Origin of the sequence: Psychromonas sp. SR45-3 (assembly GCF_014163575.1) — a bacterium.
GTDB classification, from domain to species: domain Bacteria; phylum Pseudomonadota; class Gammaproteobacteria; order Enterobacterales; family Psychromonadaceae; genus Psychromonas; species Psychromonas arctica.
On record NZ_JACJDP010000037.1, the window covers coordinates 1 to 18,061 of the forward strand.

Sequence of the window (18,061 nt, forward strand, 5' to 3'; positions counted from 1 at the left end):
CTGGGTTACTGGTTTACTGGCTTACTATATTACTAATAGATTTATTTTAGCTGTAAAAAAACCAGCCGTTAAGCTGGTTTGATTTTTTACTAGAACAAATTACTGACGTAATTTAGAATTCAGCGCTGCCTGGAGCACGTGGGAATGCAATAACGTCACGGATATTTTGAACACCCGTTACGTACGACACTAAACGCTCAAAACCAAGTCCGAATCCAGCATGAGGAACCGTGCCGTATTTACGTAAATCACGGTACCAGCTGTAATCTTCTTTATCTAATCCCATCTCTTCAAGACGTTTATCTAAAGCTACTAAGTCTTCTTCACGTTGACTACCACCAATGATTTCACCAATCCCCGGTGCTAATACATCCATTGCTGCTACCGTTTTACCATCAGCGTTTAATTTCATGTAGAAAGCTTTAATATCTTTCGGGTAATTTTGTAGAATAATTGGCGCACCAACATGTTCTTCAGCAAGGTAACGTTCATGTTCAGATTGTAAATCTACGCCCCATTCAACAGGATATTCAAAGGTTTTATCGCATTTTTGTAGAATATCAATCGCGTCTGTGTAATCCATACGTACAAATTCAGAGTTAACCATATTTTGTAAACGTGTGATTGCTTCTTTATCTACTCGCTCAGCAAAAAAGGCCATGTCATCGGCACGCTCTGTTAACACTGCATTGAATACATATTTCAACATATCTTCAGCTAATTGCGCTGCATCTGATAAGTCAGCAAAAGCAATTTCAGGTTCTACCATCCAGAATTCAGCTAAGTGACGTGTAGTGTTTGAGTTTTCGGCACGGAAAGTTGGACCAAAAGTGTAGACATTACTTAACGCACAAGCATAAGTTTCTGCGTTTAATTGTCCAGACACGGTTAGAAACGTTTCTTTACCGAAGAAATCTTTTTTGTAATCAATCTTGCCTTCAGCATCACGTGGTAAATTTTCTAGATCTAAAGTACTTACTTGGAACATTTCACCAGCACCTTCACAGTCACTACCTGTGATGATCGGCGTACTGATCCAATTAAATCCTCGCTCATAAAAGAAATTATGAATTGCATGAGATAAACAGTTACGTACACGCGTAACTGCACCAAACATATTAGTACGCGGGCGAAGGTGTGCATGCTCACGCATATATTCAATACTATGACGTTTAGCTGACATTGGGTAAGTATCTGGGTCTTGTACAAAACCATGAACAACCACTGATGTTGCTTGTAATTCAAACTGCTGGCCTTTTCCTGGGCTTTCAACTAACTCACCAGTGACCGCAACACTACAACCTGCCGATAAATTTAATACGTCGGTAGTATAATTTTCTAATTCAGCAGGTACAACAGCTTGAATTGGATCGAAGCATGAACCGTCATAAATGTTTAGAAAAGAGATGCCAGCTTTTGAATCACGACGAGTTCGGATCCAACCTTTTACTGTCACTTGGCTGCCTAATGCAAATTTGCTGTTGAAAATATCAACAATGGGTGTTTTTGACATCTTAAATAGTGCTCCATAATCACAGTCTTAACTGTTTTATACTAAAAATATTGATAGCTGCTTATATTACCTTGGCCAGTTTTAGATACAAGTCTCTCATTCTATATTAATGCCACTATTACCCTATAAAAGCGCATTAAATAGTCTGCTTCGATAACTACAAGCTTTTATTCTCTTAATGGTGTTTAATTATTGATAAACACAAGACGAAGAGAAAAGTTAAAGCTAATAATATTTTTACTCATCGATTTTTTTACATACTTGGTAAATAGCATCACATAGTTTATTAATTTGCTGCTTGGATGCTACGTAAGGTGGCATCACATAAATAAGCTTACCAAAGGGGCGGATCCAAACGCCTAAGTTTACAAACTGTTTTTGAATGTTAACCATATCAACAGCTCGGTGCAATTCAACCACACCAATTGCACCTAATACGCGCACCTTATTAACACTTGGTAATTGTTCACAGCGTAAAAGCTGACTATTTAATTGTGACGAAATAGAGAAAACTAATTGTTGCCAATCTGTGCTTAAGAGTTTTTTAAGGTTGGCGTTGGCAACCGAACAAGCTAAAGCATTTCCCATGAAAGTAGGTCCGTGCATAAATACTCCGGCTTTACCTTCACTAATCGTTGTGGCAACTTTTGTAGTAGCAAGCGTTGCAGCAAAACTCATATATCCACCAGTGATAGCCTTGCCTAGACATAGAATGTCAGGGCTGATGTCTGCGTGTTCACAAGCAAATAGTTTACCGGTTCGACCAAACCCCGTTGCAATTTCATCGGCGATCAGCAGCACCCCGTATTGATCACATAAAGATCTTGCTGCTTTGAGATAATTAGGATGGTAAAAGTGCATGCCGCCAGCACCTTGGACAATAGGCTCGAGAATTAAAGCTGCGATGTGTTGATGATTTTCTGCTAAAAGAGTAGAAAGATCGTCCATTGCACTTTGTTGCCAAGGTTGGTCAAAGTTAATACTGGGTTGCTCAGTAAAGTAGTTTTTAGCAACAAAATCTTGATATAGTTCATGCATCGAACCTTCAGGATCAGTCACACTCATCGCTGCAAAGGTATCGCCGTGATAGCCTTTTTTAAGTGCAATAAATTTAGTTTTATTTTGTCCGAGTGATTGCCAATATTGTAGTGCCATTTTCATAGCGACTTCCACAGCAACACTACCTGAATCGCTAAAGAATACTTTTTCTAGCCCCTTTGGAGTGATCTCTACTAATGTTTTTGCAAGCTCAACAGCAGGTTGATGAGTTAGGCCGCCAAACATCACATGTGACATTTTTGCGAGTTGTTGGGTGGCTGCTTCGTTTAATTCTTTAACATTATAACCAAACAAACAAGCCCACCAAGATGACATACCATCAACTAATACTTCACCTGACGTTAGTGAAATAGTACATCCGTTTGCACTGTCTACGGGATAACATGGAATAGGTGCTGTCATCGAAGTATAAGGATGCCAAATATGCTGTTTATCATAAGATAAGTCGATTTCTTGCTTATTTATCTGTTTATCGTTCATTTTGTGACCACATGTAAAGTAAAAGTAAGCTTTAAAGTTGACAGTGTAACTTTCAACATTAAACTAACCAAATATTTTTCTGCACAGGGTTATAACAATGCACAATGCTATTTCAAGTAACATGGTTAATGAAACACAAATTCGACACGATTGGTCTGTTGCAGAAGTGAATGCGTTATATGCATTACCTTTCATGGATTTAATGTTTCAAGCACAAACAATACATCGTGCTCATTTTCCTAATAACCAAGTTCAAGTTAGTACTTTATTATCGATAAAAACCGGTGCTTGCCCTGAAGATTGTAAGTACTGTCCGCAAAGTGCACGTTATGATACGGGTCTTGAAAAAGAAACGTTAATGGAAGTCGAAAAAGTGATCAAGGCTGCTAAAGATGCAAAAGCGACGGGATCTACTCGCTTTTGTATGGGCGCTGCATGGAAAAACCCAAAACAACGCGATATGCCTTATCTAGTAGAAATGATTAAAGAGGTTAAATCGTTAGGCTTAGAGTCTTGCATGACCTTAGGTATGTTAGATGATAATCAAGCACAACAACTCTCCAACGCCGGTTTAGATTATTACAATCATAACTTAGATACTTCACCTGAATATTACGGTGAAATTATTACTACACGTAGCTACCAAGAAAGGTTAGATACTTTGGACAACGTTCGTAGTGCCGGTATGAAAGTATGTAGCGGCGGTATTGTTGGTTTAGGTGAAGAAGGCAAAGATCGTTCAGGCTTATTAGTACAATTAGCTAATTTACCCGTACAACCTGAAAGTGTACCGATTAATAAGCTAGTGAAAGTGAAAGGCACACCATTGGATAGTGTAGAAGATCTTGATGATTTTGAGTTTATTAAAACCATTGCTATCGCGCGTATTTTGATGCCTAAATCGCATGTTCGTTTATCAGCGGGTCGGGAAGATATGTCTGAACAAACACAGGCATTATGTTTTATGGCCGGTGCTAACTCTATTTTCTATGGTTGCAAATTACTAACGACTGCAAATCCAGATGAAAACTCTGATATGCGTTTGTTTAATAAGTTAGGTATCAATAAAGAAGAGATAAACCTATCGCCTTACGAAGCCGAAAAAACAGTAGATGCCGCTATTATTCGACATAGCGAGAAAGATGAATTATTTTACGATGCAACCAGTAAAGTATAAACATGGCTTTTTCTTTTATTGCAGAGCAACTTGCTCAGCGTAAACAGCAACACTTGCACCGCGCTTCTGTTCCAATCACGGGTAAGCAAGCACGTTATATTGAAGTTAACGGAAAACAGTACCTTAACTTTTCTAGCAACGACTATTTGGGCTTAGCTTCAGATCCGTTATTGGTTAATGCTTGGAAGAAAGGTGCTGATTTATTTGGTATTGGCAGCGGTGGTTCCTATTTGGTGACTGGGTATAATAAAGTGCATCACGATGTGACGCAGCAACTGCAAGAGTGGTTAGGGTTAGAAGCAGTTGCACTTTTTAGCTCTGGGTACTCGGCGAATCAAGCTTTAATAAAATTACTACTCTCAAAAAATGATTTATTAGTTCAAGACAAAATAAATCATGCTTCTTTGATGGAAGCCGGCTCTATCAGTGCTGCTAAAATGCAACGTTTTAAGCATAATGATATGCAACACCTTGCCAGCATTTTAAATACCCACCAACAAACCGAAAACAAGCTCGTTATTTCAGAAGGGGTATTTAGTATGGATGGCGATAGTGCCCCTATCAACGCACTTAAACAACAATGCAGCGCGCATAAAGCTTGGTTAATGATTGATGATGCACACGGTTTAGGCGTATTAGGTAAAGAGGGTAAAGGTACGGTTGTTGACCAGCAGCTTGATAACAGCGATGTAAATATTTATATGGCCACTTTCGGTAAAGCCCTAGGTGTGGGTGGCGCTTTTGTCTCTGGTTCATCGCAACTTATCGATTATATTAATAACTTTTCAAAACCTTATATTTACACAACAGGTTTACCGCCGGCAATGGTGTATTGCATTGGCCAGGCTGCTCATTTAGCACAAACACAGCAGTGGCGTCGTGACCAGTTATGTGAATTAATTCGTTACTTTAAGCACTTATCTGCACACTACGAAATTCCTTTAATGCCTTCAAATACTGCTATTCAACCGGTATTAATTGGATCGAGCGATACTGCCTTAGCGGTTAGTCAATACTTAAAAGATAAAGGCTTTTGGACAACGGCGATACGACCGCCAACAGTCGCCAAAGGCAGTGCTAGATTAAGAATAACGCTTACCAGTCAGCATCTAAAACAAGATATTGAAATACTTGTCAAACAGATTAAACAGGCTATTGATGCAAATAACTTCTAATAAAAAACGCGTAAAACGACAGTTTGTAAAAGATTCTATTAATCAAGCAAACATGGTTTTAGCTAATACAAGTAAAAAGGCGATAAACAAAGAAGCAGTCAAAGCCTCTTTTTCAAAAGCGGCCGATCATTACGATCAATTTGCAGAGTTACAAAGAGAGATAGGGCACCATCTATTTGGCCTGATGCCTGTTACGGCCAAGCAATCTACTTCGATACTAGATTTAGGTTGTGGCACGGGTTATTTTTCTGCTTTATTACGTGATATGAGCATTAAAGCATTACTTACCTGTTTTGATTTATCTCCACAGATGTTGCAACAAACTGCGCAAAGAAAACTATCTCAATGTTGTTATATAGAAGGGGATATTGATGCTCAGCCGTTTACCACAGGGCAATTTGATCTGATTTTTTCAAACCTAGTATTACAGTGGAGTGAGCAACTAAGTTTATCATTACAACAAACTAATCAAGCCCTTAACAACGGTGGCAACTTATGTTTTTCTACCTTACTTGATGGATCACTCTTTGAACTTCAACAAGCTTGGAAAAGTGTTGATAGCGCGGTACACGTTAATCACTTTTTAACTAAAGAACAGGTTTTGATTGCTGTAAAACTAGCCGGTTATCAGCGAGTTAATATCTTCACAGAAACACGTATTAAAAAATACACAGATGTTATTAGTGTGCTCAAGGCGCTAAAAGGGATTGGGGCTAATCATGTACATGATAGAGACACCAAGCAAACATCAAATAGGCAATTATTAAAGCAATTAGAACTTGGTTATCAACCATTTAAAGACCAAGACGATTATTATAATTTGAGTTATCAAGTTTGTTATATTGTTGCACAAAAATAAGCTAATGCCGATATTGCTAGCATCGCTTCTTAACAACCTTTTAAAAAATGAGTAAACAATGCCACAATTTACTTTAGACGCAACACGATCAAAAACTGACCTCAGTACGCTTGCTAGGATCAACACAAAACTTGCTTCTACTACGTATTTTATCACCGGAACAGATACAGACGTGGGTAAAACTATTTGTACCAAAGCATTATTGCAAGCGGCTAATGAACAAGGTAAAAGCACCTTGGCCTATAAACCTATATCGGCAGGTTGTAGTCAAACTGAACAAGGGTTACGTAATGACGACGCGTTAATTTTACAGCAAAATAGTAGCTTACAAGTAGACTATACCGCGGTTAATCCGATTGCTTACCAGCAACCTATCGCCCCACATATTGCCGCCAGTGAAACTAATCAGCGTATTAATCTCAGTACGGTAGATCAAGGTTTAACATTCTTACAACAGCAGTTGCCTCAATGCTTATTTGTAGAAGGTGCGGGTGGGTGGCACTTGCCAATTAATAAGCATCAGTTATTTTCAGAATGGGTCGTTGCAAATGAAATGCCGGTTATTTTAGTGGTGGGTTTAAAACTAGGATGTTTAAACCATGCGTTATTAACTGCTCAGAGCATTCTACAAAGTGGGCTAAATATAGCTGGTTGGATTGCCAATCATCTACAAGCGGAAATGCCCTATGTGCAGCAAAATATTGGCACTTTAACAGATTTCATTAACGCGCCACTACTTGCTGAAATTCCCTATTTAGAGAATATTGAACAACAGAATTTGGCGCAATATATCAATGTAACCTTTATTTAATTTAGTTAATTTAGTTAATTTAGTTAATTTACATAATGTTAACTATAAACAGTTAACATTTAAATGCTTTCAAACCAATCTGGCACAGCGCGTTTAGTCCACTTTGCAAACTTTGCTTTATCACCACGATAAAATTGTCGGTAAGCCTCGACAGCATTACCTTCGACTTTATAAATGTCTGGCATTGCTTGGGGAAAGGGAGTTAAACCGATAGCAGGAAAAGTATATTGCTCAATAATTGGTAAAACGGCGATCGACTTATGGTCGTGTTGTTTATTATAACGATACTTATACTCATCATTTAAAGCGACGCTTAAATCGCGTAACCAAATAAAATTGTCGTATGACTCCTCTACCCATAATACACTGGGATGTTTAATGTGTGTCGACTTATAAGGGGTAACAAATCCTTTTTTATTTAATGCAGTACAAAGTAGTTGTACACTTTCTAAGATCATTTTTACAACGTGTTGATCGCAATGGTATTGAGCGCACTGTTTAATATCTTTATCTAATATGAATATGTTCATTACAGCCTCTAGTAAATTTTTTATCTATGCTGCTATACGCATTAAATCAATTTTAGGATCTGTTTTTGAATAATTAGCGCGCTAGATTCATACTTTATCTTATGAACACTGGAACTGTGAAAATATACAAATTTAGCATTTTTATATCGCACGGGTTTTACTAAGTAAAATAAGAATTTGAAATGTTTGGAGCCCAGTTATGTGGATACTGTTTAAACGGATACTATCTGAGACTATAATTTTATTAAGTATCCGTTTATTTAAACTTGGAAGCTTTCGAAACTGATAGCTAATACAACAAACTATAAAGTTTACGACGGTATTCTGAAACCAAAGCTGCATCATCTACGGAGGCTAAAATATCTAACATGTTTTTTTTAGCATCGCCATTTTCATAGCCTAAGTCGTGACATAACAAGCTATATAAAAGAGCAAGTGCTTCACTAAAACGTTTGGCTTGATGGTATTGAATAGCAAGTTGGTATTGAATCGGTTGTTTATCCGCAGCATCCATTAACGCATTTTCCAATGCGGTTATTTCTGGCGTTTGTGCTGATTGTTCTGCGAGTTGTAACTCTGACATCAGATTATGATAAATCATATTTTGATCTGCCATAGGAATAGCCGCTAAAATAGGTTTTGCATTTTCAAATTCACCCAAGGCTAAATAAATTTGTGCCGTTGCAAGTTTAATTTGGTTATCTTCAGGGCTTAGCTTTTGTGCTTGTATAATGGTTGCTTTCGCCTCACCTAATTTACCTTGAGCAAATAGTGTTTGTGCATCACCTAGCAATGCCAGTGCTGGGTCGGGCAGATGTTTCTTGATGAAGTTATTTATAAAGTCGGTCGTTTGCTCTCCAGCAAAGCCATCAACTCCTTGTCCATTTACAAACATATATACCGTTGGCACACTTTTAATTTCAAAATGCTGCACAATTTGTTGCTCTGTCTCGCAGTTTATTTTGGCGAGTGTAAAGCCATTAGCATGTTCTCTTTGTAGTTGCTCAAGCAAAGGTAACAAAGCACCGCAGATAGTACATTGGCTTGACCAAAAAACAGCCAGCACAGGTTTATTTACTGAACCTTGCGCAATTATAGTTTGAAAATCTTGCACGGTTACATCAAATATATCTGCTTGCATATTCGGTTTTTCCTCTTTAATAAATATTCTACGAAATGTTTACTAATGATACGTGAAGATTGTTGGACAGCAAAGACTATGCGTTTGATATTAGCGCAATTATCATGTGATTAACGTAGAAAAAGGTGAGCATCTGCAACAATGTTATAAATATTCGCTCAGAGAAGTAATCAGTTGATTTTTCTTCTTGTTTTTAAAGGCTTGCAAAAGTAACATTAGACGCTCAATAAAAGGAGCATTTACATGTTAACAGGTAGTATCGTAGCACTCGTAACCCCAATGGATGAGACCGGCGAAATTGATTATAATGCATTAAAAGAACTTGTAGAGTTCCATATTAAATCAAAAACTGCAGCCATAGTTGCTGTAGGGACATCTGGTGAGTCAGCAACTTTTAGTGTTGATGACCATGTTAAAGTTGTTGAACGTACTATCGCTTATGCTGCGGGTCGAATTCCTGTTATTGCAGGTAATGGGGCTAATTCAACATCGGAAGCAATTGCATTAAGCAAATTATTTACTAATAGTGGCATTGTTGCAGGTTTAAATGTAACTCCTTATTACAATAAACCAACTCAAGAAGGTTTATACCTTCACTTTAAAGCGATTGCTGAATCGTGTGAATTACCACAAATCCTATATAACGTACCTGGCAGAACTTCCGTCGATATGTTGCCTGAAACAGTTGCGCGTTTAGCTAAAATTCCAAATATTATTGGTATTAAAGAAGCAACCGGTGACTTACAACGCCTTGCTGAATTAAAAGCAATTTTGCCTGAGGATTTTGTACTTTATAGTGGAGATGATGCAACAGGGTGTGACTTTATGTTACAAGGTGGTCATGGAGTCATTTCTGTATCAACCAATATTGCTCCCGTTGAAATGGCTGAAATGTGCGAACATGCGCTGGCTGGTGAAGTTGAAAAAGCACAAGCTATCAATGCTCAATTAATGCCTATTCATACCAACCTTTATCATGAAGCAAACCCAATTCCAGTTAAATGGGCCTGTGCGGAGCTAGGTTTAATTCCTACTCCTACGTTACGTTTACCATTAACAACATTATCTGAGCAGTATCAGGGTATTGTTCGAAATGCCTTAATAGAAGCAAAATTACTGTCATGATAAAAAACAACGTACTGACTAAAATTGCTAGTTTGGTGATCCTAAGTTCAGCGATCACTAGCTGTGCTAGGTTTGATACTAGAACACAAGCGGAAGGTAATGATGATTATCTACAAGCGACACTCATTGAAAAATTTGATAACGGAAATTTTTCAACATTAGAAAATCGTTCTACTTTTGATATTCAAGCACTTTCAACGCAGCAAGAAAAGCTAGGATTAAGTGGTAAAGATGTAGATGTTCGCCCTCCAAGTCAATTGATGGCTGTACTTGATGGTGTTTTACTGGATCCTGATCTTACCCAGAGTAAAGTTTGGTTTAATGCATTTAAACAAGAAACCAATATTGAACAAAAAGTGTGGGACTTAGCACTACAATATTTAGCATCTAAAGATGCTAAGAATGTCGTTGCAGATAGAACAGCACTAAGCATTGATACAGGCCTTGTTGTTAACCAACGTAGTTATGGCAGTTTAAGCAAGAATACAGTGCGTGAAGAAGGTGCTTATCAATTACAATTAGCGGAAGGCGGAGATGGGCGAAGTATTTCTTTATCTGTTGACGCAACAAGTTACCAACAGTCAAACGATAATGAGCCGGTTAAAGAAATTTTAGAAGGCCGCAATAAACGTAGTATAGAAATTCGCTTTATCAATGACATGCTAAATTTTGCCTACTTGAAGCAAGAATCTGAAGCGTTAATCTCGGCTGACAATAAGCCTTTACCGATTAAACTTGGTTTTGATGAAAGTCATCAAACGGCTTGGATTATTGATGCAGAATTTACAGAAGTATGGCGTAAACTGCCTGCATTATTGCAGTTAATGAGCTTTAGTCCTGTTGATAATGATAAGAATCTAGGTTACTTCCTCGTTAAATTTGAATCTCAAGATGCACAATATTGGCAGAAAAGAAACTTGAATCCAATTAACTTGGAGGAAGGTGAGTACTTTGTTCAATTAGGTGAATTAACCGGTGGGGATACATCTTTAACGTGGTTAAACGCTGATAAAAAACAATTATCTGACCAGGAAGTGACTGAGTTATATTTAAGTATCACTGATAATATTCGCAGTGTTATTTTAGAAAATGATATTCAGACTAAACCTTTATAAAAGTTGTATTTAAAAATTTAGAGCCTGACTTATCACGAGTTAGGCTTTTTTTATTTTTATGCACTGTAGCTCTTTAAATATGTTATTTCTGATAACACTATTTATCTTATAACTTTTAACGCTATTTGTTATCCTGATTTTTTTGTTGTTGAGCCTGTTCTTCTTCAAGTTGTTTCTGTTGCTCTAATGCTTCTTTTTCTTTTTTATCTTTGATCGCTTTCACTACACTATCTGGTAGTTTCATATTAGCGCTTTGTTTTAACAATAAAATATTGCTAAGGATGATCCCTAAGACAATCACCACAATAAAAATAACCCACCCAGTAGACATAATCATTTCTCCAAACGATAGCGATAAAAAAAGCAGAACCTAGTTCTGCTTTGATATTAACCTTTACTAGTAGATTAGCTAGTATTAGTCGATTAGATTGTATTGCTCACGAAGAATATCGATGATTTCTTGTTTTGGATTCTCTGAAAGTACAATTTCTTTACCAATGATCTTTTCTGCAATACCTGTGTAAGTTTCAGATATTTGCATTAATACAGATTCAGGTAACGCATTATCTTTTGCCAATGCAAAACGTTCAGGCATACGCTCTTTATTTAATAAAATATCTGGATCTGGGAAATGCTTAAGTAATAATTGACGGAAGTCTTCTTTAGAGTTTTCAACAATTTTACCGTCTCGGTAAGCAGCACCATCCCAAATACGCGATGAATCAGGTGTCCCAACTTCATCCATGTAAATTAATTTTTCGTTACCTGATTTATCTGTTACGTAACCAAATTCAAATTTTGTATCAACAAAAATTTGATCAAGCTTAGCTAATTCTGCACTAATCAAATCAAAACCTTCTTTTAAAAGTTTCTCGTAGTCGTTGATATGGTCTGCACAAGTAAAATTAAATGCTTGAAAATTATCTTCAATGTTATGACGTGTAATATTAACATCATCAGCTTCTTGAACACCTGGAATACCTTTTAAAATCCCTTTAGTAGAAGGAGTGATCAGTAATTCAGGTAATTTTGTATTGTTAGATAACCCATCGGCTATTTGAATGCCACAAAATTCACGCTCACCTTTTTCGTAAGCTCGCCACATTGAACCAGTAATATATTGGCGAGCAATCGCTTCGATCATTATTGGTCGTGCTTTTTGTACAATCCAAACGAAGGGGTGTGGGATATCTAAAATGTGGCTGTCTGCTAAACCTTGTTCTTTAAATAGTTTAAACCAGTGATTAGAGATTGCATTAAGTGCAGCCCCTTTTCCAGGAACACCATTCATACCACCTTCACCGTGCCAAATACAGTCAAATGCAGAAATACGGTCACTGATAACCATAATTGCTAGAGGCGCGTCTGCTGCTACATTGTAGCCTTTTTCTTCAATTAAACGTTTGCTATCTTCAGTTGTTAACCAATAAACTGAACGCACTTTACCACTGTGGACTGGCTGGTCTGTACGAATAGGTAAATCGTTGTTTACAGCTAATACTTTGTCGGCAAGACTCATGAAAATATCCTATAAAAAGTCAAAGTGAGCAGATAAATCTGCTGGGAATAATAAAGCCAAGATGATAGCAGATACTATAAAACTTATCATGTCAAAATGGCTCATGGTCATTATAATAAGCACCGATTAAAATGAATACTTAAGCACGACAAGTTTATGACAAATTAATAACCGATGGTAAATGGCATTGTGCCAATAGGATAATAAATAAATGGCGAAAGACTTTACCTTTAAACAATTTCATATCAATGCATATCAATGTGGAATGCCGGTGAGTACCGATGCCATTTTGTTAGGTGCGTGGGCAAATATAAACTCAGCTAAAAAGATCCTAGATATTGGATGCGGTACCGGGTTATTGGCCATTATGTGTGCACAACGAAACACTCTTGCAGATATTAGCGCTGTCGAAATTGAAAAAAATGCATTTAAAGCGGCACAGGAAAATGCAATTAATTGTCCATGGGCAAGCCGTTTAAGCATTCATCATCAATCAATCCAAGACTTTACATATGAAGTGACAGCGCACTCGAACTTCGATGCGATTATTTGTAATCCGCCATATTTTAATAATGGGGCGCAATCTATTAATTCTCAACGTGCGGTAGCGAGACATACTTCTGCTTTATCACACAACAATCTTTTAAGTTACTGTGCGCTGTTATTAACAGAACAAGGCACAGCAAACTTTGTATTACCAAAAGAAGAAGGGCTCAGTTTTATCAATTTATTACAAAACACAGATGCAGAACATTTTTTGAAGCTATCGTTAACGCGATTAACTTACGTTAAAACCACAAGCAGTAAACCGGCTATCCGTGTTTTAATTGAATTAACAAAACAGTCGACAACTAAAGGTACTTTAAATTTATCCGTTTCAGATAAACTAGATTTACTAAAAACAGATCGATTAAATGAAAATTCATTAAAGAAACGGGGATTAAATTCAGCAATGTTAACGCCAGAATGGCTAAAAAATGAACTTGTTATTCATGATGGCCAAGCTTATTCAAAAGAATTTATTGAGTTAACGAAAGCCTTTTACTTGAAGATGTAGTATTTGAAGGTGTCGCTATTTAGCACTTTTTATAACTTACTATAACTAATTGTAGCGTTCTTAATTAAGATTTAAATGTGGATGTACAAGGACATCAGCCTTAATCAATGTAATCAATCATTGTTAATGTAATCAAAGAATTGTCGATGCTCTTTTCCAGCGCTGAAACTGCTCACTTTACTGGTATGTTTGTAGGCTTTCCAATTGGCTACTTGTGATCCTCTGTTCAGGTGTGGAAATTTGGAGCCATCTTTGTAATCCAATGAAAGAAAAGTACAAAGCTCGATATAACTATTTTCATGACTCAAATTAATGGTCAATAAATTTTTACTGCCTTCAAAATATTGGTGAACCTGTTTTTGATGACATAAGTAACATTCTGTAAGATGCTTTTCTGACCCCCTTAATTGATGATTTTCACCAAAGGAAATATTAAAAGCCCGTTTTAAAACGGGACTAAAGTGACCGGTTTTAGTTAATAAGTGAGGTGCCATTTTTACTAATAAACGTTGCATGGAAGGGATCCATTGCGATAACTCTCTTTCTAAATAGATAAACTTTGAACCGGGAAACAGTGTATCTAATTGTTGATAATCAGAAAAACACGGGGCATCAGATATAACATCTGCTAATTCAAAGGTGTGTTTGGTAAACGCGGTGTGTGCAACTTTAAAACCAAGCTCCAGCATGGCGACACTAATACTGGTTGTACCCGTACGTGGTAACCCAATAATGAATATTTTTTGCTTAGCAACATTTGCCGCGGTATCAACGGTTGAAATTAGATTTTTTAGAAGTGAAGTCTGCATAATGGCTATGAGTGGCTTTTAAGTCGATGAATGAGGAATGTATAACAGTAAACTTTTAATGGTATGGAAATGCTCATCAATATTCCTCTAAAAATAAAGTGATATAAGATGCAATTATGGACTAGGTAATGTTATTACCCAAACTTATTAATATTAAAAATGGCGCAAAAAGAGTTACCATATTAGAGAGAGCTGCATATTAATCAATATTCTTAATATTAAATTAAGAAAAGTACTTAAACTTAACACTCAAAAAAATAAATAATTCAAAGCTATATGGTTTTTAATGATTTAGCGGCTTCGCGAGCGAACGCTTCTAATTGCATCTGATCCATAACTGCGTATTCTTTACCAAATAGTAGGATTATAAATAAGCAGTTACACAGTTTTTATTACAGTCTCTTAAAATCAGCAACAGAACCATCGACCTTATTCTTATTTAGTGAATATAATCGAATTAATAAGGTCGAATAAATGATTCTATCACCACATTTTGTACCTTGACGACAATAGAACACCTATAAAGTGCAATATTAAGATTAATGTTTAATAATATAAATGTTTAATAACAGTGATTTAAACTTGGTAGTCTTCGACCATTTTATCCATTGTACTCACAAGTTGTTTCGCCATTCTGTTTAGTTCTGTTTCATGAATATCGGCGCTGAATCTACCCGCATCATTATCAAAGTACTCTCCATTATGTAGTAGCATCTCTTCATCAAGTGCAACACGGACTAAAATATCTGCGCCGATACTTAAATCATTACCGTCAATGCCAAAGCCTTCTTTAACCATTTTACTTGCTAGTAATGAGCCTGGATTCACTGAAATACAAGTGGGAGCTTGTTCAATTAAAGCAATAGCAGCAGACCATAATCTAATACCCAATTTACTTTGTGCATAGGCTTGCATATCTTCTAATCTAACGTCTCCTATTAATGCTTGCATATTAACAGGTGCTTGCGCTGCAGACGATAAGTTGACAACACGCCCATCTTTACCAAGTAACGGAGTCAGCAATTGCGTTAATAAGTAGGGGGCAATGGTGTTAACAACAAAGCGTGCATCTAATCCTTCTGCAGTGAGAGGATTCGCTACTTTAAATAGACCGGCATTATTAATTAAGATATCTAATTTTGTATAATCACTGATGATTTTTTTAGCAAAAGTAGTTACTTGTCGAAGATCTGATAAATCTGCAATGACAGTATCAATTCTCGATACATTAGGCAGGGCCATTAACTTTGATTTGACAGATTCTATTTTAGTTTTGTTGCGGCCATGAATGATCAAGTGATGACCTAAAACAGCTAGTTTTTTCGCGGTTTCTAATCCGATACCATCGCTAGCACCTGTTAATAAGATTGTTTTTGGCATATTCGTTACTCCAACTTGCTCATTGATTGAGTCATTTGTATATCGTATAAATCTAAATTAATGGTATTAAAAGCTAGCCATTAACACCTAGCTTTTTCGTCGGACAATCCATAAGTTGTAAGGAATTGTCCATAAGTATTCAGTCATTTATGAAAAAAATTAAACCTCTACAACGACTTTACCCATACCTGCACCACTTGATAAACGAGCATAAGCATCGCCGACTTGTTCAAATGAAAATTGATTTTCATCTAATACAGGCGTCATACCACCAGCTTCAACTATTTCTGTTATTTTATTTAATATCTGCCCATGTTCTGCTCGCTTTTTGTTATGCAGCATTGGGATCAACATAAATACAACGTGTAAAGATAACCCTTTAAGATGTGCTGTGGTTAAATCTATTTCTAACATTGATGTTGTGGTTGAAACTTGTGCATTGATTGCAGCAGCATCAAATGAATTGAGCATATTAAGGCCGCCAACTGTATCTAAGATAATATCAAAACCATTACCTTCAGTATGCGCAGCAACATAATCTTCTACTTTTTCTGTTTTGTAGTTAATTGCTGTTGCGCCTAATTTTTTAATTAAAGCTAATTGCTTATCACCGCCACCCGTTGCATAAACGTCAGCCCCTAAATATTTAGCAAATTGAATACCAATATGACCAACACCACCAGAACCACCATGAACAAGTACTTTTTTACCTTGGCTAATTTGTGCACGCATTAAACCTTCATAGGCAGTAATACCAACAAGTGGAATAGCCGCAGCTTCACGTATCGTTAAGTTTTTAGGTTTTAATGCGATTAAGTTAGCATCTGCAAGCATGTATTCTGCAAGTGCACCTTGTAAATCAGCTAAACCTCCAGCACATCCATAGACTTCATCGCCTACTTTAACGTTAGTCACACCTGCACCAACTTCTTCTACTGTTCCTGCAAAGTCCATTCCTAATACCGCAGGGAGAGCAGGGGATAATGGTAAATCAGAACCCATTAATTTAATCATGGTATCAACCGTGTTAATACTCGTAGCGGCGACTTTTAATACAACATGACCTTCTTTAACTGTTGGTTTGTCGATATTAACTGCTTCAAAAATGGCTTGATCACCGTAATTATTAAGTATCATTTCTTTCATTGTATTTTGTCTCCGTTTATTAAGTGCAAACAGTATATGATTTATCATCAAATTTGATAATATAGCAACATAGAGAATCACTTTATATTTTTTGTTGATAATGGTAGGGCCTATGAATATTGAACATTTGAAACTTTTTTTACGTGTAGCAGCAACAAATAATATTAGTCTGGCTGGGCAAGCATTGGGGTTATCAGCCGCGGTGGCTAGTAATCATATGAATAAGTTAGAAGAAAGCTTACAAGTAAGGTTAGTGCACAGAACAACACGTAAAGTGTCATTAACAGAAGAAGGTAAAGCCTTTTTACCCTATGCGGAAGATGTTATTGCCAGTGTTGTTTCTGCACATGCAGCCTTAGGTTTTGAAGCGAATGCTTTACAAGGCACACTACGTTTAACTGCACCTGCTTCATTTGGTCGTATGCATTTAATTCCAGCTTTGACAGGTTTTATTGAGCTTCATCCCTCACTGAATATTAATTTAAAGTTATCAGATTCTATTGTTGATTTGGTAGAAGGTGGCTTTGACATTGCTATACGCAATTCAAAACTTAAAGATTCTAGTTTAATTGCAAGAAAATTAACCTCAGACAGCCGTATTTTATGTGCATCACCTGACTACCTTGCAAAATATGGTATGCCAAGTTCTCCAGAGGATTTAAAAGATCATCAATGCCTTACTTTAATGGGGTTAGATCATTGGACATTCAAAGGGAAAAATGGCGATATTGCTATTAAGGCGAAAGGGAGTTTAAGTGCAGACAATGGGGAAGCGATTCGTGACGCATGTGTTAATGGCTTAGGCATTACTGTTTGTTCTAAATGGATTGCTTTTAAACAACTGCAAGACAAAAAGCTTATTCAAATTTTAGAAGATTACCCACTTATTACTGAAACGGCGATATGGGCTATTTATCCAAGTTCGCGTCAAGTGGCGCCTAAAATTCGTGCTTTTATCGATTATTGTAAACAATACTATGGTGAAATACCGGATTGGGAAAAGTAATTAAGCACAGTTAAGTCGTTATTTAAGTGTTGGCTTGCGGTGACTACATCAAACCAAATGCAAATGTTAATGAGATAGATAAAGTGTTAGCACTGCATTTGCTTTGAATAGCAAGGCTACTCGTTTTATTGTGTTTACTTTATAGAATATGCTTTATTT

17 protein-coding genes are annotated in these 18,061 nt (G+C 36.7%); 8 read left to right on the forward strand and 9 right to left on the reverse strand.

The window, feature by feature from the left end:
• Positions 1-112 precede the first annotated feature (112 nt).
• The gene (gene asnS, locus H5084_RS15650; protein ID WP_028870153.1) at positions 113-1,513 is read right to left on the reverse strand and encodes an asparagine--tRNA ligase; all 1,401 of its coding nucleotides are present in this window, start codon (positions 1,511-1,513) and stop codon (positions 113-115) included.
• Between the two features lie 237 nt (positions 1,514-1,750).
• Positions 1,751-3,052 carry an adenosylmethionine--8-amino-7-oxononanoate transaminase gene (gene bioA, locus H5084_RS15655; protein WP_182691377.1) on the reverse strand — a complete coding sequence of 434 codons (1,302 nt, stop codon included), beginning with the start codon at positions 3,050-3,052 and terminating at the stop codon, positions 1,751-1,753.
• 121 nt (positions 3,053-3,173) lie between these two features.
• On the opposite strand from bioA, the gene bioB reads away from it, so the two are divergent.
• Genes bioB through bioD form a run of 4 tightly spaced genes read left to right on the forward strand, consistent with a single transcriptional unit; the run spans position 3,174 to position 7,074 of the window.
• The gene (gene bioB, locus H5084_RS15660; RefSeq protein WP_182691427.1) at positions 3,174-4,229 is read left to right on the forward strand and encodes a biotin synthase BioB; all 1,056 of its coding nucleotides are present in this window, start codon (positions 3,174-3,176) and stop codon (positions 4,227-4,229) included.
• Positions 4,230-4,231: 2 nt separating this feature from the next.
• Positions 4,232-5,404, forward strand: coding sequence for an 8-amino-7-oxononanoate synthase (gene bioF, locus H5084_RS15665; RefSeq protein ID WP_182691379.1), 1,173 nt, complete (start codon positions 4,232-4,234; stop codon positions 5,402-5,404).
• Positions 5,388-6,263: a malonyl-ACP O-methyltransferase BioC gene (gene bioC / locus H5084_RS15670; RefSeq protein WP_259396852.1), complete on the forward strand. Its 876-nt coding sequence runs from the start codon at positions 5,388-5,390 to the stop codon at positions 6,261-6,263. The genes bioF and bioC overlap by 17 nt, the downstream gene beginning before the upstream one ends.
• A gap of 58 nt (positions 6,264-6,321) precedes the next feature.
• On the forward strand, positions 6,322-7,074 hold the full coding sequence (gene bioD, locus H5084_RS15675; protein ID WP_182691381.1) for a dethiobiotin synthase: 753 nt from the start codon (positions 6,322-6,324) through the stop codon (positions 7,072-7,074).
• A gap of 59 nt (positions 7,075-7,133) precedes the next feature.
• On the opposite strand, the gene H5084_RS15680 is transcribed toward bioD, so the two are convergent.
• Complete coding sequence (locus H5084_RS15680) at positions 7,134-7,604, reverse strand: pyrimidine dimer DNA glycosylase/endonuclease V (protein WP_182691382.1); 471 nt, start codon at positions 7,602-7,604, stop codon at positions 7,134-7,136.
• Between the two features lie 289 nt (positions 7,605-7,893).
• On the reverse strand, positions 7,894-8,745 hold the full coding sequence (locus tag H5084_RS15685; RefSeq protein WP_182691385.1) for a tetratricopeptide repeat protein: 852 nt from the start codon (positions 8,743-8,745) through the stop codon (positions 7,894-7,896).
• Between the two features lie 243 nt (positions 8,746-8,988).
• On the opposite strand from H5084_RS15685, the gene dapA reads away from it, so the two are divergent.
• Together dapA and bamC are read left to right on the forward strand one after the other, a co-directional pair.
• Entirely contained in the window at positions 8,989-9,870 is an 882-nt protein-coding gene (gene dapA / locus H5084_RS15690) for a 4-hydroxy-tetrahydrodipicolinate synthase (RefSeq protein WP_182691387.1), read from the forward strand.
• Positions 9,867-10,985 carry an outer membrane protein assembly factor BamC gene (bamC, locus tag H5084_RS15695; RefSeq protein ID WP_182691389.1) on the forward strand — a complete coding sequence of 373 codons (1,119 nt, stop codon included), beginning with the start codon at positions 9,867-9,869 and terminating at the stop codon, positions 10,983-10,985. Before dapA ends, bamC begins: the two co-directional genes overlap by 4 nt.
• Positions 10,986-11,106: 121 nt before the next feature.
• On the opposite strand, the gene H5084_RS15700 is transcribed toward bamC, so the two are convergent.
• A complete protein-coding gene (locus H5084_RS15700; RefSeq protein ID WP_037072231.1) occupies positions 11,107-11,316 on the reverse strand; it encodes a DUF2897 family protein in 210 nt (69 codons plus the stop codon).
• Between the two features lie 84 nt (positions 11,317-11,400).
• A complete protein-coding gene (locus tag H5084_RS15705; RefSeq protein WP_182691391.1) occupies positions 11,401-12,504 on the reverse strand; it encodes a phosphoribosylaminoimidazolesuccinocarboxamide synthase in 1,104 nt (367 codons plus the stop codon).
• Positions 12,505-12,715: 211 nt separating this feature from the next.
• On the opposite strand from H5084_RS15705, the gene H5084_RS15710 reads away from it, so the two are divergent.
• The gene (locus H5084_RS15710; RefSeq protein ID WP_182691393.1) at positions 12,716-13,561 is read left to right on the forward strand and encodes a tRNA1(Val) (adenine(37)-N6)-methyltransferase; all 846 of its coding nucleotides are present in this window, start codon (positions 12,716-12,718) and stop codon (positions 13,559-13,561) included.
• Between the two features lie 113 nt (positions 13,562-13,674).
• Here the strand turns inward: H5084_RS15710 and H5084_RS15715 are convergent, their stop codons facing one another.
• The 3 genes from H5084_RS15715 to H5084_RS15725 form a co-directional block, all read right to left on the reverse strand.
• On the reverse strand, positions 13,675-14,370 hold the full coding sequence (locus tag H5084_RS15715) for a sulfotransferase family protein (protein ID WP_182691395.1): 696 nt from the start codon (positions 14,368-14,370) through the stop codon (positions 13,675-13,677).
• Between the two features lie 576 nt (positions 14,371-14,946).
• A complete protein-coding gene (locus H5084_RS15720) occupies positions 14,947-15,750 on the reverse strand; it encodes an SDR family NAD(P)-dependent oxidoreductase (RefSeq protein WP_182691396.1) in 804 nt (267 codons plus the stop codon).
• A gap of 159 nt (positions 15,751-15,909) precedes the next feature.
• Positions 15,910-16,896 (reverse strand): zinc-dependent alcohol dehydrogenase family protein, encoded by a 987-nt coding sequence (locus H5084_RS15725; RefSeq protein WP_182691398.1) that lies wholly within the window; start codon positions 16,894-16,896, stop codon positions 15,910-15,912.
• A gap of 112 nt (positions 16,897-17,008) precedes the next feature.
• Here H5084_RS15725 and H5084_RS15730 point away from each other — a divergent pair, with 112 nt between their 5' ends.
• Positions 17,009-17,902 (forward strand): LysR family transcriptional regulator, encoded by an 894-nt coding sequence (locus H5084_RS15730; RefSeq protein ID WP_182691400.1) that lies wholly within the window; start codon positions 17,009-17,011, stop codon positions 17,900-17,902.
• Positions 17,903-18,061 lie beyond the last annotated feature (159 nt).